Here is a 14,382-nt window from a genome sequence, read left to right as displayed (position 1 = left end):
TACTCGGGCCGAACCCCGAGTATGGAGTCCCCACACCCGTAACGACAGCACCCGGAGGCCGACATCCGCCGCATCGCCCCCTGGCGCGTGCTGCCTCCGCTGCTCGCCGTCCTCCTCGGCCTCTGGGGCCTGGAGCGCGGCGGCAGCATGTGGCGCGACGAGTCCGTCACCTGGCAGGTGGCCCACCGGCCGCTCGGCGGGATCTGGCAGCTGCTGGGCGAGGTCGACGCCGTACACGGCCTGTACTACCTGCTGATGCACGGGGTCTTCCTGGCCTGGGACGGCGGCCTCTGGGCCCTGCGGCTGCCCTCCGTCGCCGCCACCGCCCTCGCCGCCGCCGGGGTGGCCGCCGTCGCCCACCGGCTCGCGGGGGAGCGGACCGCGCTGCTCGCCGGCCTCGGGTACGCCCTCCTCCCGCCCGTGCAGATGTACGCCCAGGAGGGGCGCTCGTACGCGCTCGTCGCGGCGGCGGTGGTGTGGGCGACGTACCTGATGCTGCGCGAGCGCTGGACCTCGTACGCGGTGGTGCTGCTGCTGGGGTGCTGGCTGCACGAGTTCGCGGCGCTGGCCCTGCTCGCCCACGCCTTCCCCGCGTGGCGCTCGCGCGGCTGGCGCGTCGCCGCCGGGGCGGTCGCGGCGCTGCTGCTGCCGCTGGCCCTGGTGAGCGCGCGGCAGGCGCAGCAGCAGCTGGGCTGGCTCGGCCGGCCGTCGTGGCAGGACTGGACGGCGTACGGGGTGCTCGCGCTCGGCTGCCTGCTGCTCGCGCGGGGAGCGGAGCGAGAGCTCGTACGGGTGGCGCTGCCGCTCGCGCTGCTGCCGCCGGGGCTGCTGATGGCGGTCTCCCTCGTGCACCCCTGGTACGTCGACCGGTACGTGCTCTACGCGCTGGCCGGCTTCGCCCTGCTGGCGGGAGCCCGGTTGGCGGGAGCCCGGCCGGCCGCCGCGCGCGGGTGGTGGCCGTGGCTGCTGGTCGGGGCGCTCCTCGTGCCGTTCGGGTGGTGGTCGGTGTGGCTCCGTACGCCCGACAGCCGCAAGGACGACGTTCTCGCGGTGGCGGCCGCCGTCCGGGAACGGGCGGAGCCGGGGGACGCGGTGGTGTTCATGCCCTCGCGGCGGCGCGAGTGGCTGCTGTCCTCGCCCGGGCTGTACGGGGAACTCCGCGACGTCGCCCTCGCCCGCACCCCGGCGGCCTCGCACAGCCTCCAGGGCACGGAACTGCCGCCGGACGCGATCCGCGCGGCCCTGCTCGCCTCGCCCCGGGTGATCGCCCTGATGGATCCGGCCGACCAGCCCCTGGATCCGTACCCGGGAGAGGCGGCCAAGCGGGAAGCGTTGGCCGCCGAGTTCGAGCGCTGCTCGGTGACGGGGGTGCGGGGGGCCCGGGTGGCGGTGTACGCCAGGCCGGGCGGGTGCGGCTGAACGGCGGTGCCGGTGGGGTGGCTGCGGGGGGCCGGGGTCGGTGCCTCGGGTCGTGCCGGGGGAGGGCGGCTGCCCCGTCCCCGACCCCGACCGGTACGACTCGCAGCCGACCCGGCCTCGCCGGCGTTTGAGGCGCGGGTCAGGGCGGCGCCCTGGGAACGGTGGAAGGGCGGGTCGGCGACCAGCTCCGCGCAGCGGCACACCGCCCGCAGCCAAACGCCGGACCCCAGCCACGACTTGTGGCCCCGTGCGCGAGGATGGGGCGACCCCCCGTACCCACCCCCGGAGGCCCAGATGCCCGCACCCGAGATCCCGGTACCCGGCCCGCTCGTCGGGGTCGACTGGCTGGCCGGGAGGCTGGGGGAGCCCGGGCTGGTCCTCTTCGACGCCTCCGTCGGCGCCCACCGCGCCGCGCCCCGGCGGATACCCGGCGCCCGGCCGTTCGACCTCGACGGCGCCCTGTCCGACCACGCGGCAGCGGCCCCGCACACCATGCCGGGCGTGGGGGAGTTCACCGAGGAGATGCGGGCCCTCGGGGTGGACGACGACGCCACCGTCGTGGTCTACGACGGCGCCGGCGTCTACTCCAGCGCCCGCGCCTGGTGGATGCTGCGCGCCATGGGCTTCGACCGCGCCGCGGTGCTGGACGGGGGGCTGCCGGCCTGGACGGCCGCCGGTCTGCCCGTCGAGGACACCGGCCCGGCCTACGACGGCCCGCGCGGCTCCTTCACCGCCCGGCCGCGTCCCGGGCTCCTGGTCGACAGCGCCACCGTGGCCGCGGCCCTGGTCGATCCGGCCGCCGCCGTCCTCGATGCCCGCACCCGCGGGCGCTTCGCCGGGACCGCCCCGGAGCCCCGCCCGGGGCTGCGCTCCGGCCACATGCCGGGCGCGCTCAATCTCCCCTTCGGGGAACTCCAGGGGCCCGACGGCCTGATGCGCCCGGTCGGGGAACTCCGTGAGGCCTTCGAAGCGTTGACCGGGGACCGGGAGCGGCTCTACTTCAGCTGCGGATCCGGCGTGACGGCCTGCGTGCTCGCCCTCGGCGCGGACCTCGCCGGGTACGAGGAGCTGGCGGTGTACGACGGCTCGTGGAGCGAGTGGGGCATGCCGTCGGAGCTCCCCGTGACCACGCCTGGGAGGGGAGCCGGGGGTTAACCCCACCCGGGGTCCGGGTACCGGCCCCATCGGTTGCGCGGCCGTCCCGCGCGAGCATCGAGGCATGACTTCTCACACCGCGTCAGCCCGCATCGCGATCGTCGCCCTGGGGGCCGGACTCCTCCTGGCCGGTTGTTCCTTCGGGGACGGGCCGAAGAAGACGGCGACCGCCGACGACACGGTCGCCGAGCCCGTCACCTCGGTGGAGGTGGACGACGCCCGGGCCGGTTCGATCGAGGTCACCCCCGGAACCGGCCCCGGCGTCACGGTCCGCCGCACCGTCCACTACCGCGGCGACACCACGCCGACGCCCGGCCGGCGGGTCGCCGACGGCGTGCTGACCTTCACCGACGGCTGCCCCTCCGCCACCTCCACCTGCTACGTCGACTACCGCCTGGAGGTCCCGGCCGCCGCCACGGTCAAGCTGAAGAGCAGCAGCGGCCGCATCTCGGTGACGGGCGTGGCCGCGGCCGAGGTGCGGGCGGACTCCGGCAAGGTCACCGCCGACCGGATCGCCGGCCCGCTGAAGATCCGTACGTCCTCGGGCGCGATCACCGCCACCGGCCTGTCCGGACCGGACGCGGACGTCCACTCGGACTCCGGCGACACCCGCCTGGACTTCACGAAGGCCCCGTCCTCCGTACGTGCCGAAACCTCCTCGGGCAACGTCACCCTGAAGGTCCCCCGGGCCCCGTACCGGCTCGCGGTCACCACCACCTCCGGCGCCCGCGAGGTCTCCCTGCCCTCGGACCCCGCCGCCCCCGCCGGCCTCTCGGCGAAGACCACCTCGGGGGACGTGCACATCTCCGCCGTGTGACGCAGGTCACGGGAATGGCCGCGCCCGGGCGGACAACATCGGGTGTGGACTTCACTCTGCACGCCCGCGTACGGGACGGGGACCCCGAGGCGTTCCGCGAACTGTTCGCGGCCCACGCCCGGTTGGTCTACCGGCACGCGGTCCGGACGACCGGCGACCGGGCCCTGGCCGAGGACGTGGTCTCGCTGACCTTCCTGGAGGCCTGGCGGCTGCGGGCGAAGCTCCGCGACGAGGGCGGCAGCCCCCGCCCCTGGCTGATGGGCATCGCGACGAACGTGCTGCGCAACACCTCCCGCGCCGCTCGCCGCTACGACCGGGCACTGCTCCGGCTCCCCGACCCGACGGCCGTGCCGGACTTCGCCGACGAGCTGGTCGGGCGGCTGGCGGACGCCGAGCAGCTTGCGGCCGCCCACCTGGCGCTCGGTCGGCTGCGGCGGGCGGAGCGCGAGGTGTTCACCCTCGTCGTCTGGTCCGGCCTCGGCTACGCGGAGGCGGCCGAGGCCTTGGGCATCCCGGTCGGCACCGTGCGCTCCCGGCTCTCCCGGGCCCGCGACCGGCTGCGGAGGCTCGCGGCGCAGGAGTTGGCGAAAGGTGCCCGCCCGGCGGAACCCCCGGCCGCCGGCGGACAAGTACGGGGTGACCGCGCCGCAGCGGTCCGGTCGACCAAGAGGTGGAACCGATGACGCTCAATCCGTGGCGACGGCAGGAGCCGCTCGACCTCGCGGAGTTGGCCCGGCTGCTGCCGGCCCCGGGCGACCCGGCCCTGCCGCCCGACCGCCGACTCCTGATCGAGGGGCGCCTGATGGACGAGATCGACCGCCGGGGCACGGGCTTCGGGGTGCGCTTCAGGCGTCCGGCCTGGCTCGCCGTACCGGCCGTACTGGCCGTGGCCCCCGGGGGGGCCGCCGCCCCCGGCCGGGCCGGCCGCGCGCCGCCCGCCCGGCCCCCCCCCCACGGCACCAGGTAAAGCCGGGCGGGCCCCCGGACCCAGGCGGGCGCTCCTGGCGCCCGCCCGGCCACCCCTACCCGGCCGACCGCGCCCGCGCCGCGGCCGCGCCCGGGGCCACCGGCCTGGCCGACGGCGAGCCGCCGGCCGGCAACCCGCGCATCGTCACCTGTTACAGCGAGGCGGACCCGAGGACCGAGGCCCGCGTCGACACCTTCCTCGGGGCCCGGCCCGGAGAGCCGGATCCGGGCGCCGTCCGCTCCGGGCAGTCCGCGCTCGGGACCTGCGCCGACCTGTGGCAGTGGAAGTGGATCGAACCGGGACGGGCAGGGCGCCCCGACCCCGGGGAGCCGCAGAACACACCGCGCCTGGCGCCCGGCGTGGGCAACGTGCCGCTCCTGGACGCCTGCGTCCGCGCGGACGGCCGGGCCGTGGTCTTCCCCGGCGGGCCCGGCACCTGCCGGGTCCTCGGCCTGCCGTCCATGCCGGACGAGCCGGAGGGCTGATCGGGCTGTTCGCCCCCGGCGAACGGGCGTTGGGGAACATTGGGCCGCGCAGATGCATTGAGTCGGCATAGCTCAACTTCACTGCCGGAGGGAAGATCATGGCTTCGACGTCCGTAACGCTCACCCTGCCCGTGCTGCCGCTTGACGACGAGGTCGTGCTGCCCGGAATGGTCGTCCCGCTGGACCTGTCCGATGCCGAGGTGCGGGCCGCCGTAGAGGCCGCGCAGGCGGCGGTGGGCACGGGGAAACCCCGGGTGCTGCTCGTGCCGCGCGTCGACGGGACGTACGCCGGGACGGGCGTGCTCGGGACCGTCGAGCAGGTCGGGCGGCTGTCCGACGGGGACCCCGGGGCGCTCATCCGCGGCCGCGGGCGGGTCCGGATCGGGGCCGGGACCACCGGGCCCGGGGCCGCGCTCTGGGTCGAGGGCGAGACCGTCGACGAGACGGTGCCCGACCCGCTGCCGGGCGCGGTGACCGAGCTCGTCAAGGAGTACAAGGCGCTCGCCACCAGCTGGCTCAAGAAGCGCGGGGCCTGGCAGGTCGTGGACCGGGTCCAGCAGATCGAAGGGGTCTCGGCGCTCGCCGACAACTCCGGCTACTCGCCGTTCCTGACCGTGGCCCAGAAGATCGAGCTGCTGGAGACCGCCGACCCGGTCGCGCGCCTCCGGATGGCGATCAAGGCACTCAGCGACCACCTCGCCGAGCAGGACGTCGCCGAGTCCATCGCCAAGGACGTCCAGGACGGCGTCGACAAGCAGCAGCGCGAGTTCCTGCTGCGCCGCCAGCTGGAGGCCGTACGCAAGGAACTGCGCGAGCTGAACGGCGAGACGGACGGCGAGGAGTCCGACGACTACCGGGCCCGCGTCGAAGCCGCCGACCTCCCCGAGAAGGTGCGCGAAGCCGCGCTCAAGGAGGTCGACAAGCTGGAGCGGTCCAGCGACCAGAGCCCCGAGGGCTCCTGGATCCGGACCTGGCTCGACACCGTCCTCGAACTGCCCTGGAACGAGCGCACCGAGGACCAGTACGACATCCGGGGCGCCCGGGCCGTCCTCGACGCCGAGCACGCCGGGCTGAGCGACGTGAAGGACCGCATCACCGAGTACCTCGCCGTCCGCAAGCGGCGCAGCGAGCGCGGCATGGGCGTCATCGGTGGCCGCCGCGGCGGCGCCGTCCTGGCCCTCGTCGGGCCGCCCGGCGTCGGCAAGACCTCGCTCGGCGAGTCCGTCGCGCACGCCATGGGCCGCAAGTTCGTCCGCGTCGCCCTCGGCGGCGTACGGGACGAGGCCGAGATCCGCGGCCACCGCCGTACGTACGTGGGCGCGCTGCCCGGGCGGATCGTACGGGCCATCAAGGAGGCCGGTTCCATGAACCCGGTCGTCCTCCTCGACGAGATCGACAAGGTCGGCTCCGACTACCGCGGCGACCCCGCCGCCGCCCTGCTGGAGGTCCTGGACCCGGCGCAGAACCACACCTTCCGGGACCACTACCTGGAGGTGGAACTGGACCTGAGCGACGTGGTCTTCCTGGCCACCGCCAACGTCCTGGAGGCCATTCCGGAGGCCCTCGCCGACCGGATGGAGCTCGTCCGGCTCGACGGGTACACCGAGGACGAGAAGGTCGTCATCGCCCGCGACCACCTGCTGCCGCGTCAGCTGGAGCGCGCCGGCCTCGCCGCCGACGAGGTGGTCCTGGAGGAGGACGCCCTGCGCAAGCTGGCCGGCGAGTACACCCGCGAAGCGGGCGTGCGCACCCTGGAGCGGTCCATCGCCCGACTCCTGCGCAAGGTGGCCTCGCAGCACGAGCTGGGGGAGCGCGAACTGCCCTTCCGGATCGGCGCCGACGACCTCCGCGGCCTGATCGGGCGGCCGCACCACGTGCCGGAGTCCGCCCAGGACCCCGCCGAGCGGCGCACCGCCGTCCCGGGCGTCGCCACCGGCCTCGCCGTCACCGGCGCGGGCGGCGACGTCCTCTTCGTCGAAGCCTCGCTCGCCGACCCCGAGACCGGCGCCGCCGGACTCACCCTCACCGGGCAGCTCGGCGACGTCATGAAGGAATCGGCGCAGATCGCGCTCAGCTTCCTGCGCTCGCACGGCGCGGAACTGGAACTGCCCGTCGCCGACCTGAAGGACCGGGGCGTGCACATCCACTTCCCGGCGGGCGCGGTGCCGAAGGACGGCCCGAGCGCGGGCATCACCATGACCACCGCCCTCGCCTCGCTGCTGTCCGGGCGGACGGTCCGCACGGACGTGGCGATGACCGGCGAGGTCTCCCTGACCGGGCGGGTCCTGCCGATCGGCGGGGTCAAGCAGAAGCTGCTGGCCGCGCACCGGGCCGGGCTGACCACGGTCATCATCCCGAAGCGCAACGAGGCCGACCTGGACGACGTCCCGGCCGAGGTTCTGGAGGGGCTGGAGGTGCACCCGGTGACGGACGTCCGCCAGGTACTGGCCCTCGCCCTCGCCGAGGCGGAGGTCCCGGTGGCGGCCGCCGCGTAGCGCCTGGCGGCGGGCCGGCGGGTTTGGGCGGGGCCGTTCGCCTGGGGCGGCCTCGTCCAGGCGGGGGTTTCGGTCGAGGCCGCCGCGTAGCGCCTGGCGGCGGGCCGGCGGGTTTGGGCGGGGCCGTTCTCCTGGGGCGGCCTCGTCCAGGCGGGGGTTTCGGTCGAGGCCGGCGCGTGGCGCCTGGCGGTGGGCGGGGCCGGTTTCGGCGGGGCCGGGCGCGCGCCGGGGCACCTCCTCGGGCGTCGAACGTTTCCAGGGGTCGGAGGGCCGAGGGTGGTTGCGTTCGACGCCCTGCGGGGGCGCCCCGGCACACACCCGACCCCACCGAAACCGGCGGGCGGTAGCGCCCGGGCCCGGCCCGGGTGCCCGTTCCGGCGGGGCCCCGGGCCGGCGGCGTGCCCGCTGCGAAATACTGGCCCCACCACCGAAGGAACCGAAGGAGCCGTACGTGCGCGGGAGCGAAGACCAGGAGTTCCTTGCCCTGGAGCGGGAACTGTCCGTCTTCCTCCGGCGGGCCCGCGCCTCCTCCGGCGAGATGGCCCGCGAGCTCCACCCCGAGCTGGAGCCGGCCGCGTACGGACTCCTCGTACGCCTGGAGGCGGCGGGCCGGCAGCGGGCCACCGAACTGGCCGCGTACTTCGGCGTCGGCAAGGCCACCATGAGCCGGCAACTGCGGGCCCTGGAGGTCCTGGGCTTGGTCGCCCGCGAGCCGGACCCCGCCGACGGCCGGGCCTTCCTGGTCGGCCTCACCGGAGAGGGCCGGGAGCGCTTCCTGCGGGTGCGCGACGCCCGCCGCGAGCAGTACATGCGCAAGCTGGCCGACTGGGACCGCGGCGAGGTCGCGGAACTGGCCCGTCTCCTGAACCAGTTGAACGCGGGCGGGGAGTAGACCCGGCGCTCGTACTCGCCCCGCCGGGGTCGGGTGTGCGTCGGGGCGTCCCCGCAGGGCGTCGAACGCAACCACCCTCGGCCCTCCGACCCCTGGAAACGTTCGACGCCCGAGGAGACGCCCCGTCGCGCGGCCGGCCCCGGCGGAACCCTCCGACCCGCCCGAGCGGCGCAGCAACCCGGCCCCCGGCCCAGGCGGACCGCACGCCTCGGAGCGCGGGGGCGGAGCCGCTGCGCGGAGCCTTCCCCCACCCCGCCCCTTCCCGAAACCGGGGCTCCGCCCCAGACCCCGCGCCTCAAACGCCGGCGAGGCTGGGTGTGGCCCGGCGCAGACACGCCGGCCCCTACAGCTCCGCGTACACCGCCGACGCGTCGTCGTGCCGCTTGCCGCGCGGCACCTCACGCGCCGGGTCGGACTCGATGGCGCGGACCCGGCCGATCAGGCCCTCCGCGCCCTCCTTGCGCAGCACCGCCAGGCACTGCGCCCAGTCGCCCTCCCCGAACGTGTCCGTCCACCGGCTCGCCCCGTCCGTGAGGGCGGCCACCGCCCGCACCCGGCCGCGCGGGGTGCGCCCCGTCACCGCCCGCCCCGCCACCGCGGGATCCGCGGCGGCCGTGAAGAAGCCGCCCTCCGCGTTGCGCAGGGCGTCCGTCGCCGCCGTCGACCGCAGCACCTCCCGCGGCACCCGGTCCAGCCGGTCGTCCAGCACCGCCGTCACCTCGCCCTCCGGCGCCTCGAGGAGCAGTACGGAGTCCGAGAGCACGAGGTGCTCCACGTAGGCCTCGTCCCAGCGGACCATCACCACCGTCGCCTGCGGGGTGCGGACGTGAGAAAGGTCACACGTGCCCCGGTGGGCATCGGCCGTGGCGCGGATCGCCTCCGCCAGGATCCGACGCAACGGCATGTCCCGCCGCGATCCGGACAGTTCGGTCAATCGGCCGCCAAGTCGGGCCGCGAACCACGGCACCCCGTGCACGCACCCGACGTCGCCGCTCGGCGGGGTCACCCCGTCCAGGGCGACGAGGACCCCGCCGCCGGAGGCGGGGATCGCCGCCGACGCCCAGTCCTCATTGGGGCGTTCCTGGTTGCCGGGGGCCGAGGCGAGGTCGATGCGCATGCGGACATAGTGCCCGTCGGACCGCCCCGCGCGCGGTCAGGTCCGTACCAAAGCGGGAGAGGACGGGCAGGGCTCCGTACGCGCCGTGGAGGCGGGGCACGCCCGGCCCGCGCCGGTGTGGGCGGGCATCCTGCCAAAGCCCGCATCGATCTTTCAACCGCCTGTCCACGGCGGCGCCCTGGCGCCACCCGTCCGAGTTGGAAGCCAACTCATCCGTGATGTTCACTCGTTCGAGTGGCCGGGTGGGCGATGTGCGGCTCTCTCCCCAACACGCTGCAAAGGTCTGAAGCGGTACGAGGGAGCAGGGGGCGTTTACTTGTTGACCGGCCGTTACCTCGGCCACACGAGTAGACGAGCAAGAGCACACGTACAGGATTGCGAGCACCGGTGCAGAAGAAGCGGTCTCGGAAGAACGGCACCGCCACCGACGGCCCGGCCCCCGCAGGACGACGCGTCCGCGTGCGCCGCAGGCTGGTCGTCGGAGTGGCGGTCACCGGCCTCACCGTCCTCGCGGCCGGCGCGCCCGCCGTCGTCTCCGCCACGAGGGAACTGAACGACTCACAGCACCTGGTCACCCTCGCGGAGCGGACCGGGCAGGCGCTCACCCTCGCCCACCTCCTCGCCGACGAGCGTGACGCCGTCGTCGAGTACGCCGCCAAGGGCCGCCCCGGCAACGCCAAGGGGCCCGTCCAGGAGCGCGCCGCCCGCACCGACCGGCAACTCGCCGAGGTCCAGGCCGAGGCCGACGAGGAGACCGCCCGCGCCCTCGCCCGGATCAGCGCCGTCCGCAGCGAGGCCGTCGACGGCAAGGGCAGTGCGCTGGCCGCCCACCAGGCCTACGCAGGCGTCATCACCGAACTCCTCGCCCCCGGCGACCGGCTGGCCGAGCTGACCCCGCCGCGCGCCACCGACGCCCTCACCACCACCCGCCCCCTGGCCCCGCTCGGCCAGGCCGTGGACCAGGCCTCGGCCACCCGTGGACTGCTGCTCGCCGCGCTGGCCGTCCCCCGCGGCGAGCAGCTCCCCAACTCGGCCGTGGTCGACGAACTCACCACCGCCGCCCAGCGGGCGCGCGTACGCGAACAGGCCGCCCTGGACGACTTCGCGCGGGCCGCGCGTCCCGACGTACGGCAGACCCTCGCCGCGACCGTCACCGGCCCCGAGGTGAAGTCGGCCGACGACTACCTCAAGCGGCTCACCGACCGGCCCACGCTGACCTCCGCCGACCGCAAGACCGACGGCGCCGCCGTGGGCTCCGCGCTCACCGCCCGCATCGACCGCATGCGGTCCGTGGAGTCGACGCTGGCGGGCCAGCGGTCCACCGCCCTCGCCGCCCAGCGCGACGACGACGTGACCCGGCTCGAACTGGTCATCGCGCTGCTCGGCGTGCTCTTCCTCTTCGCCGTCGGCGCCTCCACCGCCGTCGCGCGCTCGCTCACCCGGCCGCTGTCCGTCCTGCGCCGCGGCGCCGAGCGGCTGGCGACGCCGGAGGGCTCGGTGGAACCGGTCCGGTTCACCGGCCGCAACGACGAGTTCGCCGAGGTCGTGCGCCACCTCAACGCGGTCCGCGACCAGACGGTCTCCCTGCACACCCGGATCGCCGGGCTCGACGCCGACCGGCGCCGGATCATCGGCCGCAACGAGGCGCTGACCTCCAGCCGGGAGGTGCTGGAGGAGGAGCTCACGAAGCTGCGGGCGGGGCTCGAAGAACACCGCCGCATCATGTCGACGACCTCCGTCTCGCTGTCGCTGCGCACCCTGGGCCTGGTCGAACGCCAGCTCGCGGTCATCGAGGAGCTGGAGTCCAAGGAGCAGGACCCGGACCGGCTCGCGACCCTGTTCAAGCTGGACCACCTGGCGACGGTCATGCGCCGCCACAACGAGAACCTGCTGGTCCTGGCCGGACAGGAACACGGCCACGGGCAGGGACTGCCGGTCCCGCTCGTCGACGTCATGCGTGCCGCCGTCAGCGAGATCGAGCGCTACGAGCGTGTCGACCTCGCGGCGCTGCCCTCGTACACGCAGGTCGCTGGGCACGCGGCCGACGACATCTCGCACGTGCTGGCCGAGCTGCTGGAGAACGCGACGACGTTCTCGCCGCCGGACGCGAAGGTGAAGGTGTCCGGGTGGCTGCTGGACTCCGGTGACGTGGTGCTGTCCGTCGTCGACGAGGGCATCGGGGTCACCGAGGACCGGCTGGAGTCGCTGAACGCCCGCCTCTCCACGCCCGACGCGTACGACGAGGAGCCCGAGGCGGAACACGGCCTGGGCCTCGGCCTGTACGTGGCCGGCCGGCTCGCGGCCCGGCACGGCGTGACGGCGGAGCTCCGCGCAGCGCGGCACGGTGGTACCGAGGCCCTGGTCGTCGTCCCGGCCTCCCTCCTGCCGGCCACCCCGCCGGCCTCCCCGATCCACACCCTGGCCACCCCGGGCGCGCCCGCGCTGCACCTGCCGGGCGTGATAGCGGAGGCGAACGAGAACACCCTCCCGGCGCGGCCGCGCGGCGTGGACGTGGTTCCCGCCGACACGGAGCCGACCCGGGACCCGGAGCCCGCCGAGGGCGCCGTCCTGCCGGACCAGGTCCCGCCGGCCGCACCGGACCTCGCCGTCCCCACGGAGCAGGACCCTGCCGGGGCCGTCGCCCCGGAGGCGGACGCGGAGCCGGACGCGGCTGCGGCTGCCGCCGAGCCGGATTCCGCCCTGCCCGACGAGACAGCGGCCGGTACCGGGCCGGAGGCCGCCCCCGGCGCCGCCCCGGCGGCCGAGGCCCTGGCCGGGGCCGACCCGGCGGTCGACGCCCAGCTCCCGCCCGCCGACCAGGTGTTCACCGTCCCGGCGCCGGCCGTCCCGGCCCCTCCCGTCCCGGCCCCGACCGGCCCGGCGGAGCCGGGCCCGCAGTCCGCCTCGACGGTCCCGGCCGAGTCGGACGACCTGGCCGGTGGGGGTCTGCCCCCGGCCGACCAAGTGTTCACCGTCCCGACGCCGGCGGCGCCCCCGGCCGACCAGGTGTTCGTCGTGCCCGCGGCGGGAGCCGCCACGGCGGGTACTCCCGAGGAGCAGCTGCTCGCGCGGGTCGTGCCCGACGCGGACGCGGTCGCACTCGGGGTGCCGGACCCCGAGTCGGCGGTCCCGGCCGCGGCGGCCGATGCCGACCAGCCGGCCGACGTACCGGACACCACGACGGAGCCGGACCCGCACAGCCACGCCCCTGCCGAGGGGAACTGGCTGCCCCGCCAGGGCAGTCACCCCGACGGTGACGGCGTCACCGACGGCGAGGCCGTCACCGACAAGGGCCTGCCCAAGCGGACCCCGCGCTCCGTCGCCGCCGGCCGCGCCGCCGGCGGAGACGCACCGCCCGAGCCGCCCCGCCGCGTCGACGCCGACGAGCTGCGGCGCCGGCTGGGAGGCTTCTACCAGGGGGCCCAGGACGGCCGGAGGGTCGTCGCCGCCGAGGCGGCGGAGGCGCAGGAACGGGGCGAGGGGCACACCGACCGGGGGGACACCGCACAGGAGGCACGCACATGACCGCGCCCAGCACGTACGGACTGAGCACCCAGGCCCGCAACCTGCAGTGGCTGTTGACCGACCTGGTCGAGGAGGTCCCCGGCGTCAATTCCGTCGCCGTCGTCTCCTCGGACGGGCTGCTGCTCCTGTCCTCCGACCCCGGCGCGGGCGCGGAATCCCCGCAGGAGCCCCGCACCAAGGGCCCGCGCGGCGCCTCCGCCGACCTCGCCACCATCGTGTCGGGCCTAGGCAGCCTCACCACCGGCGCCGCCGCCCTCATGGACGGCGGATCCGTCAAACAGACCATGGTGGCGATGGAGCACGGCTCCGTCTTCGTCATGGCCATCAGCGACGGCTCACTGTTGGGCGTGCACGCCACCCCCGACTGCGACATGAGCGTTGTCGCCTACCACATGGCCTTGTTCGTGGGCCGCGCCGGCCACGTCCTGACCCCCGAAGTCCGCAGTGAGCTGCGCCAGTCGATGGAGAAAACCCCGTGAGGAGTCCGGCCTCCGACCGGCTGCCGATACGCGGCGCCGACCGCCGCCCCGCCCGTGTCCGCCCGTACTCCCTCACGGGCGGCCGGACCCGGTTCACGCACGTCCTGCTCGTCGAGACCTTCGTCGCCGCCCTGGACACCAGGGCCTCGCAGCCGCAGAAGCCCGACCGCATGCCCGAGATGCCCGCCATCGTCGAGGTGTGCCGCCGCATGCGCACGATCGCCGAGATCGCCGCGCTGCTGAAGCTCCCTCTCGGTGTGGTCCGCGTGCTGGTCAGCGACCTCGCCGACCAGGGAAGGATCCGCGTCTACGGGACGGGCCACGGCACGGGCCGTCCCGAGCGTGCGCTGCTGGAAAGGGTGCTCAGTGGTCTTCGCCGTCTCTGACGGACCGGTGTCCGTTCCCGTGTCGCCGGCGTCGGACGACGAGCCCGTCCAGCCCTGGCAGTACGACCGCTCCCGCGCCCCCGTCGCCGTGAAGGTGCTGGTCGCGGGCGGTTTCGGCGTCGGGAAGACCACCTTCGTCTCCGCCGTCTCCGAGATCACCCCGCTGCGCACCGAAGCGGTGATGACGCAGGCCAGCGTTCCGACCGACGACCTGTCCGGCACCCCGGACAAGAACACCACCACCGTCGCCATGGACTTCGGCCGCGTCACCCTTGACGACGACCTCGTCCTCTACGTGTACGGGACCCCGGGCCAGGAGCGGTTCTGGTTCATGTGGGACGACCTGGTGCGCGGCGCCATCGGCGGCATCGTGCTCGCCGACACCAGGCGGCTGCGCGACTGCTTCCCCGCGCTCGACTACTTCGAGAGCTGTGGGCTGCCGTACGCCGTCGCCGTGAACCACTTCGAAGGCTCCGAATCGTACGAACCCGAGGACGTGCGCGAGGCGCTGACCATCCCGCCGCACGTACCCGTCGTGATCATGGACGCGCGACACCGCCACTCGGTGGTCGAATCCCTGCTGACGCTGGTGGGTTACGCGCTCGACACCACTCCCGATTCCGAATAGTCCGAAGTTCGAAGTCC

General features: G+C 75.1%; 13 protein-coding genes. 12 read left to right on the top strand and 1 reads right to left on the bottom strand.

The features are described 5' to 3' along the window. Nucleotides 1–87 precede the first annotated feature (87 nt). The 8 genes from ACFV9H_RS26625 (at nt 88) to ACFV9H_RS26590 (ending at nt 8,230) form a co-directional block, all read left to right on the top strand. Nucleotides 88–1,419: a hypothetical protein gene (locus tag ACFV9H_RS26625; RefSeq protein WP_385402751.1), complete on the top strand. Its 1,332-nt coding sequence runs from the start codon at nt 88–90 to the stop codon at nt 1,417–1,419. 294 nt (nt 1,420–1,713) lie between these two features. Further along, nucleotides 1,714–2,574, top strand: a complete 861-nt coding sequence (locus tag ACFV9H_RS26620) for a sulfurtransferase (RefSeq protein ID WP_385402749.1) — start codon at nt 1,714–1,716, stop codon at nt 2,572–2,574. 64 nt (nt 2,575–2,638) lie between these two features. Beyond that, on the top strand, nt 2,639–3,391 hold the full coding sequence (locus tag ACFV9H_RS26615) for a DUF4097 domain-containing protein (RefSeq protein WP_385402747.1): 753 nt from the start codon (nt 2,639–2,641) through the stop codon (nt 3,389–3,391). Between the two features lie 44 nt (nt 3,392–3,435). Then, nucleotides 3,436–4,074 carry an RNA polymerase sigma factor gene (locus ACFV9H_RS26610; protein WP_385402744.1) on the top strand — a complete coding sequence of 213 codons (639 nt, stop codon included), beginning with the start codon at nt 3,436–3,438 and terminating at the stop codon, nt 4,072–4,074. Further along, nucleotides 4,071–4,358 carry a hypothetical protein gene (locus ACFV9H_RS26605; protein ID WP_385402741.1) on the top strand — a complete coding sequence of 96 codons (288 nt, stop codon included), beginning with the start codon at nt 4,071–4,073 and terminating at the stop codon, nt 4,356–4,358. The genes ACFV9H_RS26610 and ACFV9H_RS26605 overlap by 4 nt, the downstream gene beginning before the upstream one ends. Nucleotides 4,359–4,717: 359 nt before the next feature. Next, the gene (locus tag ACFV9H_RS26600) at nt 4,718–4,843 is read left to right on the top strand and encodes a hypothetical protein (RefSeq protein WP_385402738.1); all 126 of its coding nucleotides are present in this window, start codon (nt 4,718–4,720) and stop codon (nt 4,841–4,843) included. Nucleotides 4,844–4,941: 98 nt separating this feature from the next. Continuing rightward, nucleotides 4,942–7,338, top strand: coding sequence for an endopeptidase La (gene lon / locus ACFV9H_RS26595; RefSeq protein ID WP_385402736.1), 2,397 nt, complete (start codon nt 4,942–4,944; stop codon nt 7,336–7,338). A gap of 451 nt (nt 7,339–7,789) precedes the next feature. Then, nucleotides 7,790–8,230: a MarR family winged helix-turn-helix transcriptional regulator gene (locus ACFV9H_RS26590; RefSeq protein WP_385402734.1), complete on the top strand. Its 441-nt coding sequence runs from the start codon at nt 7,790–7,792 to the stop codon at nt 8,228–8,230. 343 nt (nt 8,231–8,573) lie between these two features. On the opposite strand, the gene ACFV9H_RS26585 is transcribed toward ACFV9H_RS26590, so the two are convergent. Then, complete coding sequence (locus ACFV9H_RS26585; protein WP_385402730.1) at nt 8,574–9,347, bottom strand: protein phosphatase 2C domain-containing protein; 774 nt, start codon at nt 9,345–9,347, stop codon at nt 8,574–8,576. A gap of 387 nt (nt 9,348–9,734) precedes the next feature. On the opposite strand from ACFV9H_RS26585, the gene ACFV9H_RS26580 reads away from it, so the two are divergent. Genes ACFV9H_RS26580 through ACFV9H_RS26565 form a run of 4 tightly spaced genes read left to right on the top strand, consistent with a single transcriptional unit; the run spans nt 9,735 to nt 14,365 of the window. Then, the gene (locus ACFV9H_RS26580; RefSeq protein WP_385402728.1) at nt 9,735–12,872 is read left to right on the top strand and encodes a nitrate- and nitrite sensing domain-containing protein; all 3,138 of its coding nucleotides are present in this window, start codon (nt 9,735–9,737) and stop codon (nt 12,870–12,872) included. Further along, nucleotides 12,869–13,351, top strand: a complete 483-nt coding sequence (locus tag ACFV9H_RS26575; protein WP_385402726.1) for a roadblock/LC7 domain-containing protein — start codon at nt 12,869–12,871, stop codon at nt 13,349–13,351. Before ACFV9H_RS26580 ends, ACFV9H_RS26575 begins: the two co-directional genes overlap by 4 nt. Then, complete coding sequence (locus tag ACFV9H_RS26570) at nt 13,348–13,737, top strand: DUF742 domain-containing protein (RefSeq protein ID WP_385402723.1); 390 nt, start codon at nt 13,348–13,350, stop codon at nt 13,735–13,737. The genes ACFV9H_RS26575 and ACFV9H_RS26570 overlap by 4 nt, the downstream gene beginning before the upstream one ends. A 7-nt stretch (nt 13,738–13,744) precedes the next feature. Continuing rightward, nucleotides 13,745–14,365 carry an ATP/GTP-binding protein gene (locus tag ACFV9H_RS26565; protein WP_385402721.1) on the top strand — a complete coding sequence of 207 codons (621 nt, stop codon included), beginning with the start codon at nt 13,745–13,747 and terminating at the stop codon, nt 14,363–14,365. Nucleotides 14,366–14,382: the final 17 nt, after the last annotated feature.

The sequence above is a fragment of the Streptomyces sp. NPDC059874 genome, assembly GCF_042731135.1.
GTDB lineage: Bacteria > Actinomycetota > Actinomycetes > Streptomycetales > Streptomycetaceae > Streptomyces.
This window is presented reverse-complemented; position numbering and strand designations above follow the sequence as displayed.

Excerpts from the sequence above, each read along its gene's own strand:
- ACFV9H_RS26620 (WP_385402749.1), top strand. The coding sequence starts at position 1,714 with ATGCCCGCACCCGAGATCCCGGTACCCGGCCCGCTCGTCGGGGTCGAC.
- ACFV9H_RS26615 (WP_385402747.1), top strand. The coding sequence starts at position 2,639 with ATGACTTCTCACACCGCGTCAGCCCGCATCGCGATCGTCGCCCTGGGG.
- ACFV9H_RS26605 (WP_385402741.1), top strand. The coding sequence starts at position 4,071 with ATGACGCTCAATCCGTGGCGACGGCAGGAGCCGCTCGACCTCGCGGAG.
- lon (WP_385402736.1), top strand. The coding sequence starts at position 4,942 with ATGGCTTCGACGTCCGTAACGCTCACCCTGCCCGTGCTGCCGCTTGAC.
- ACFV9H_RS26585 (WP_385402730.1), bottom strand. The coding sequence starts at position 9,347 with ATGCGCATCGACCTCGCCTCGGCCCCCGGCAACCAGGAACGCCCCAAT.
- ACFV9H_RS26575 (WP_385402726.1), top strand. The coding sequence starts at position 12,869 with ATGACCGCGCCCAGCACGTACGGACTGAGCACCCAGGCCCGCAACCTG.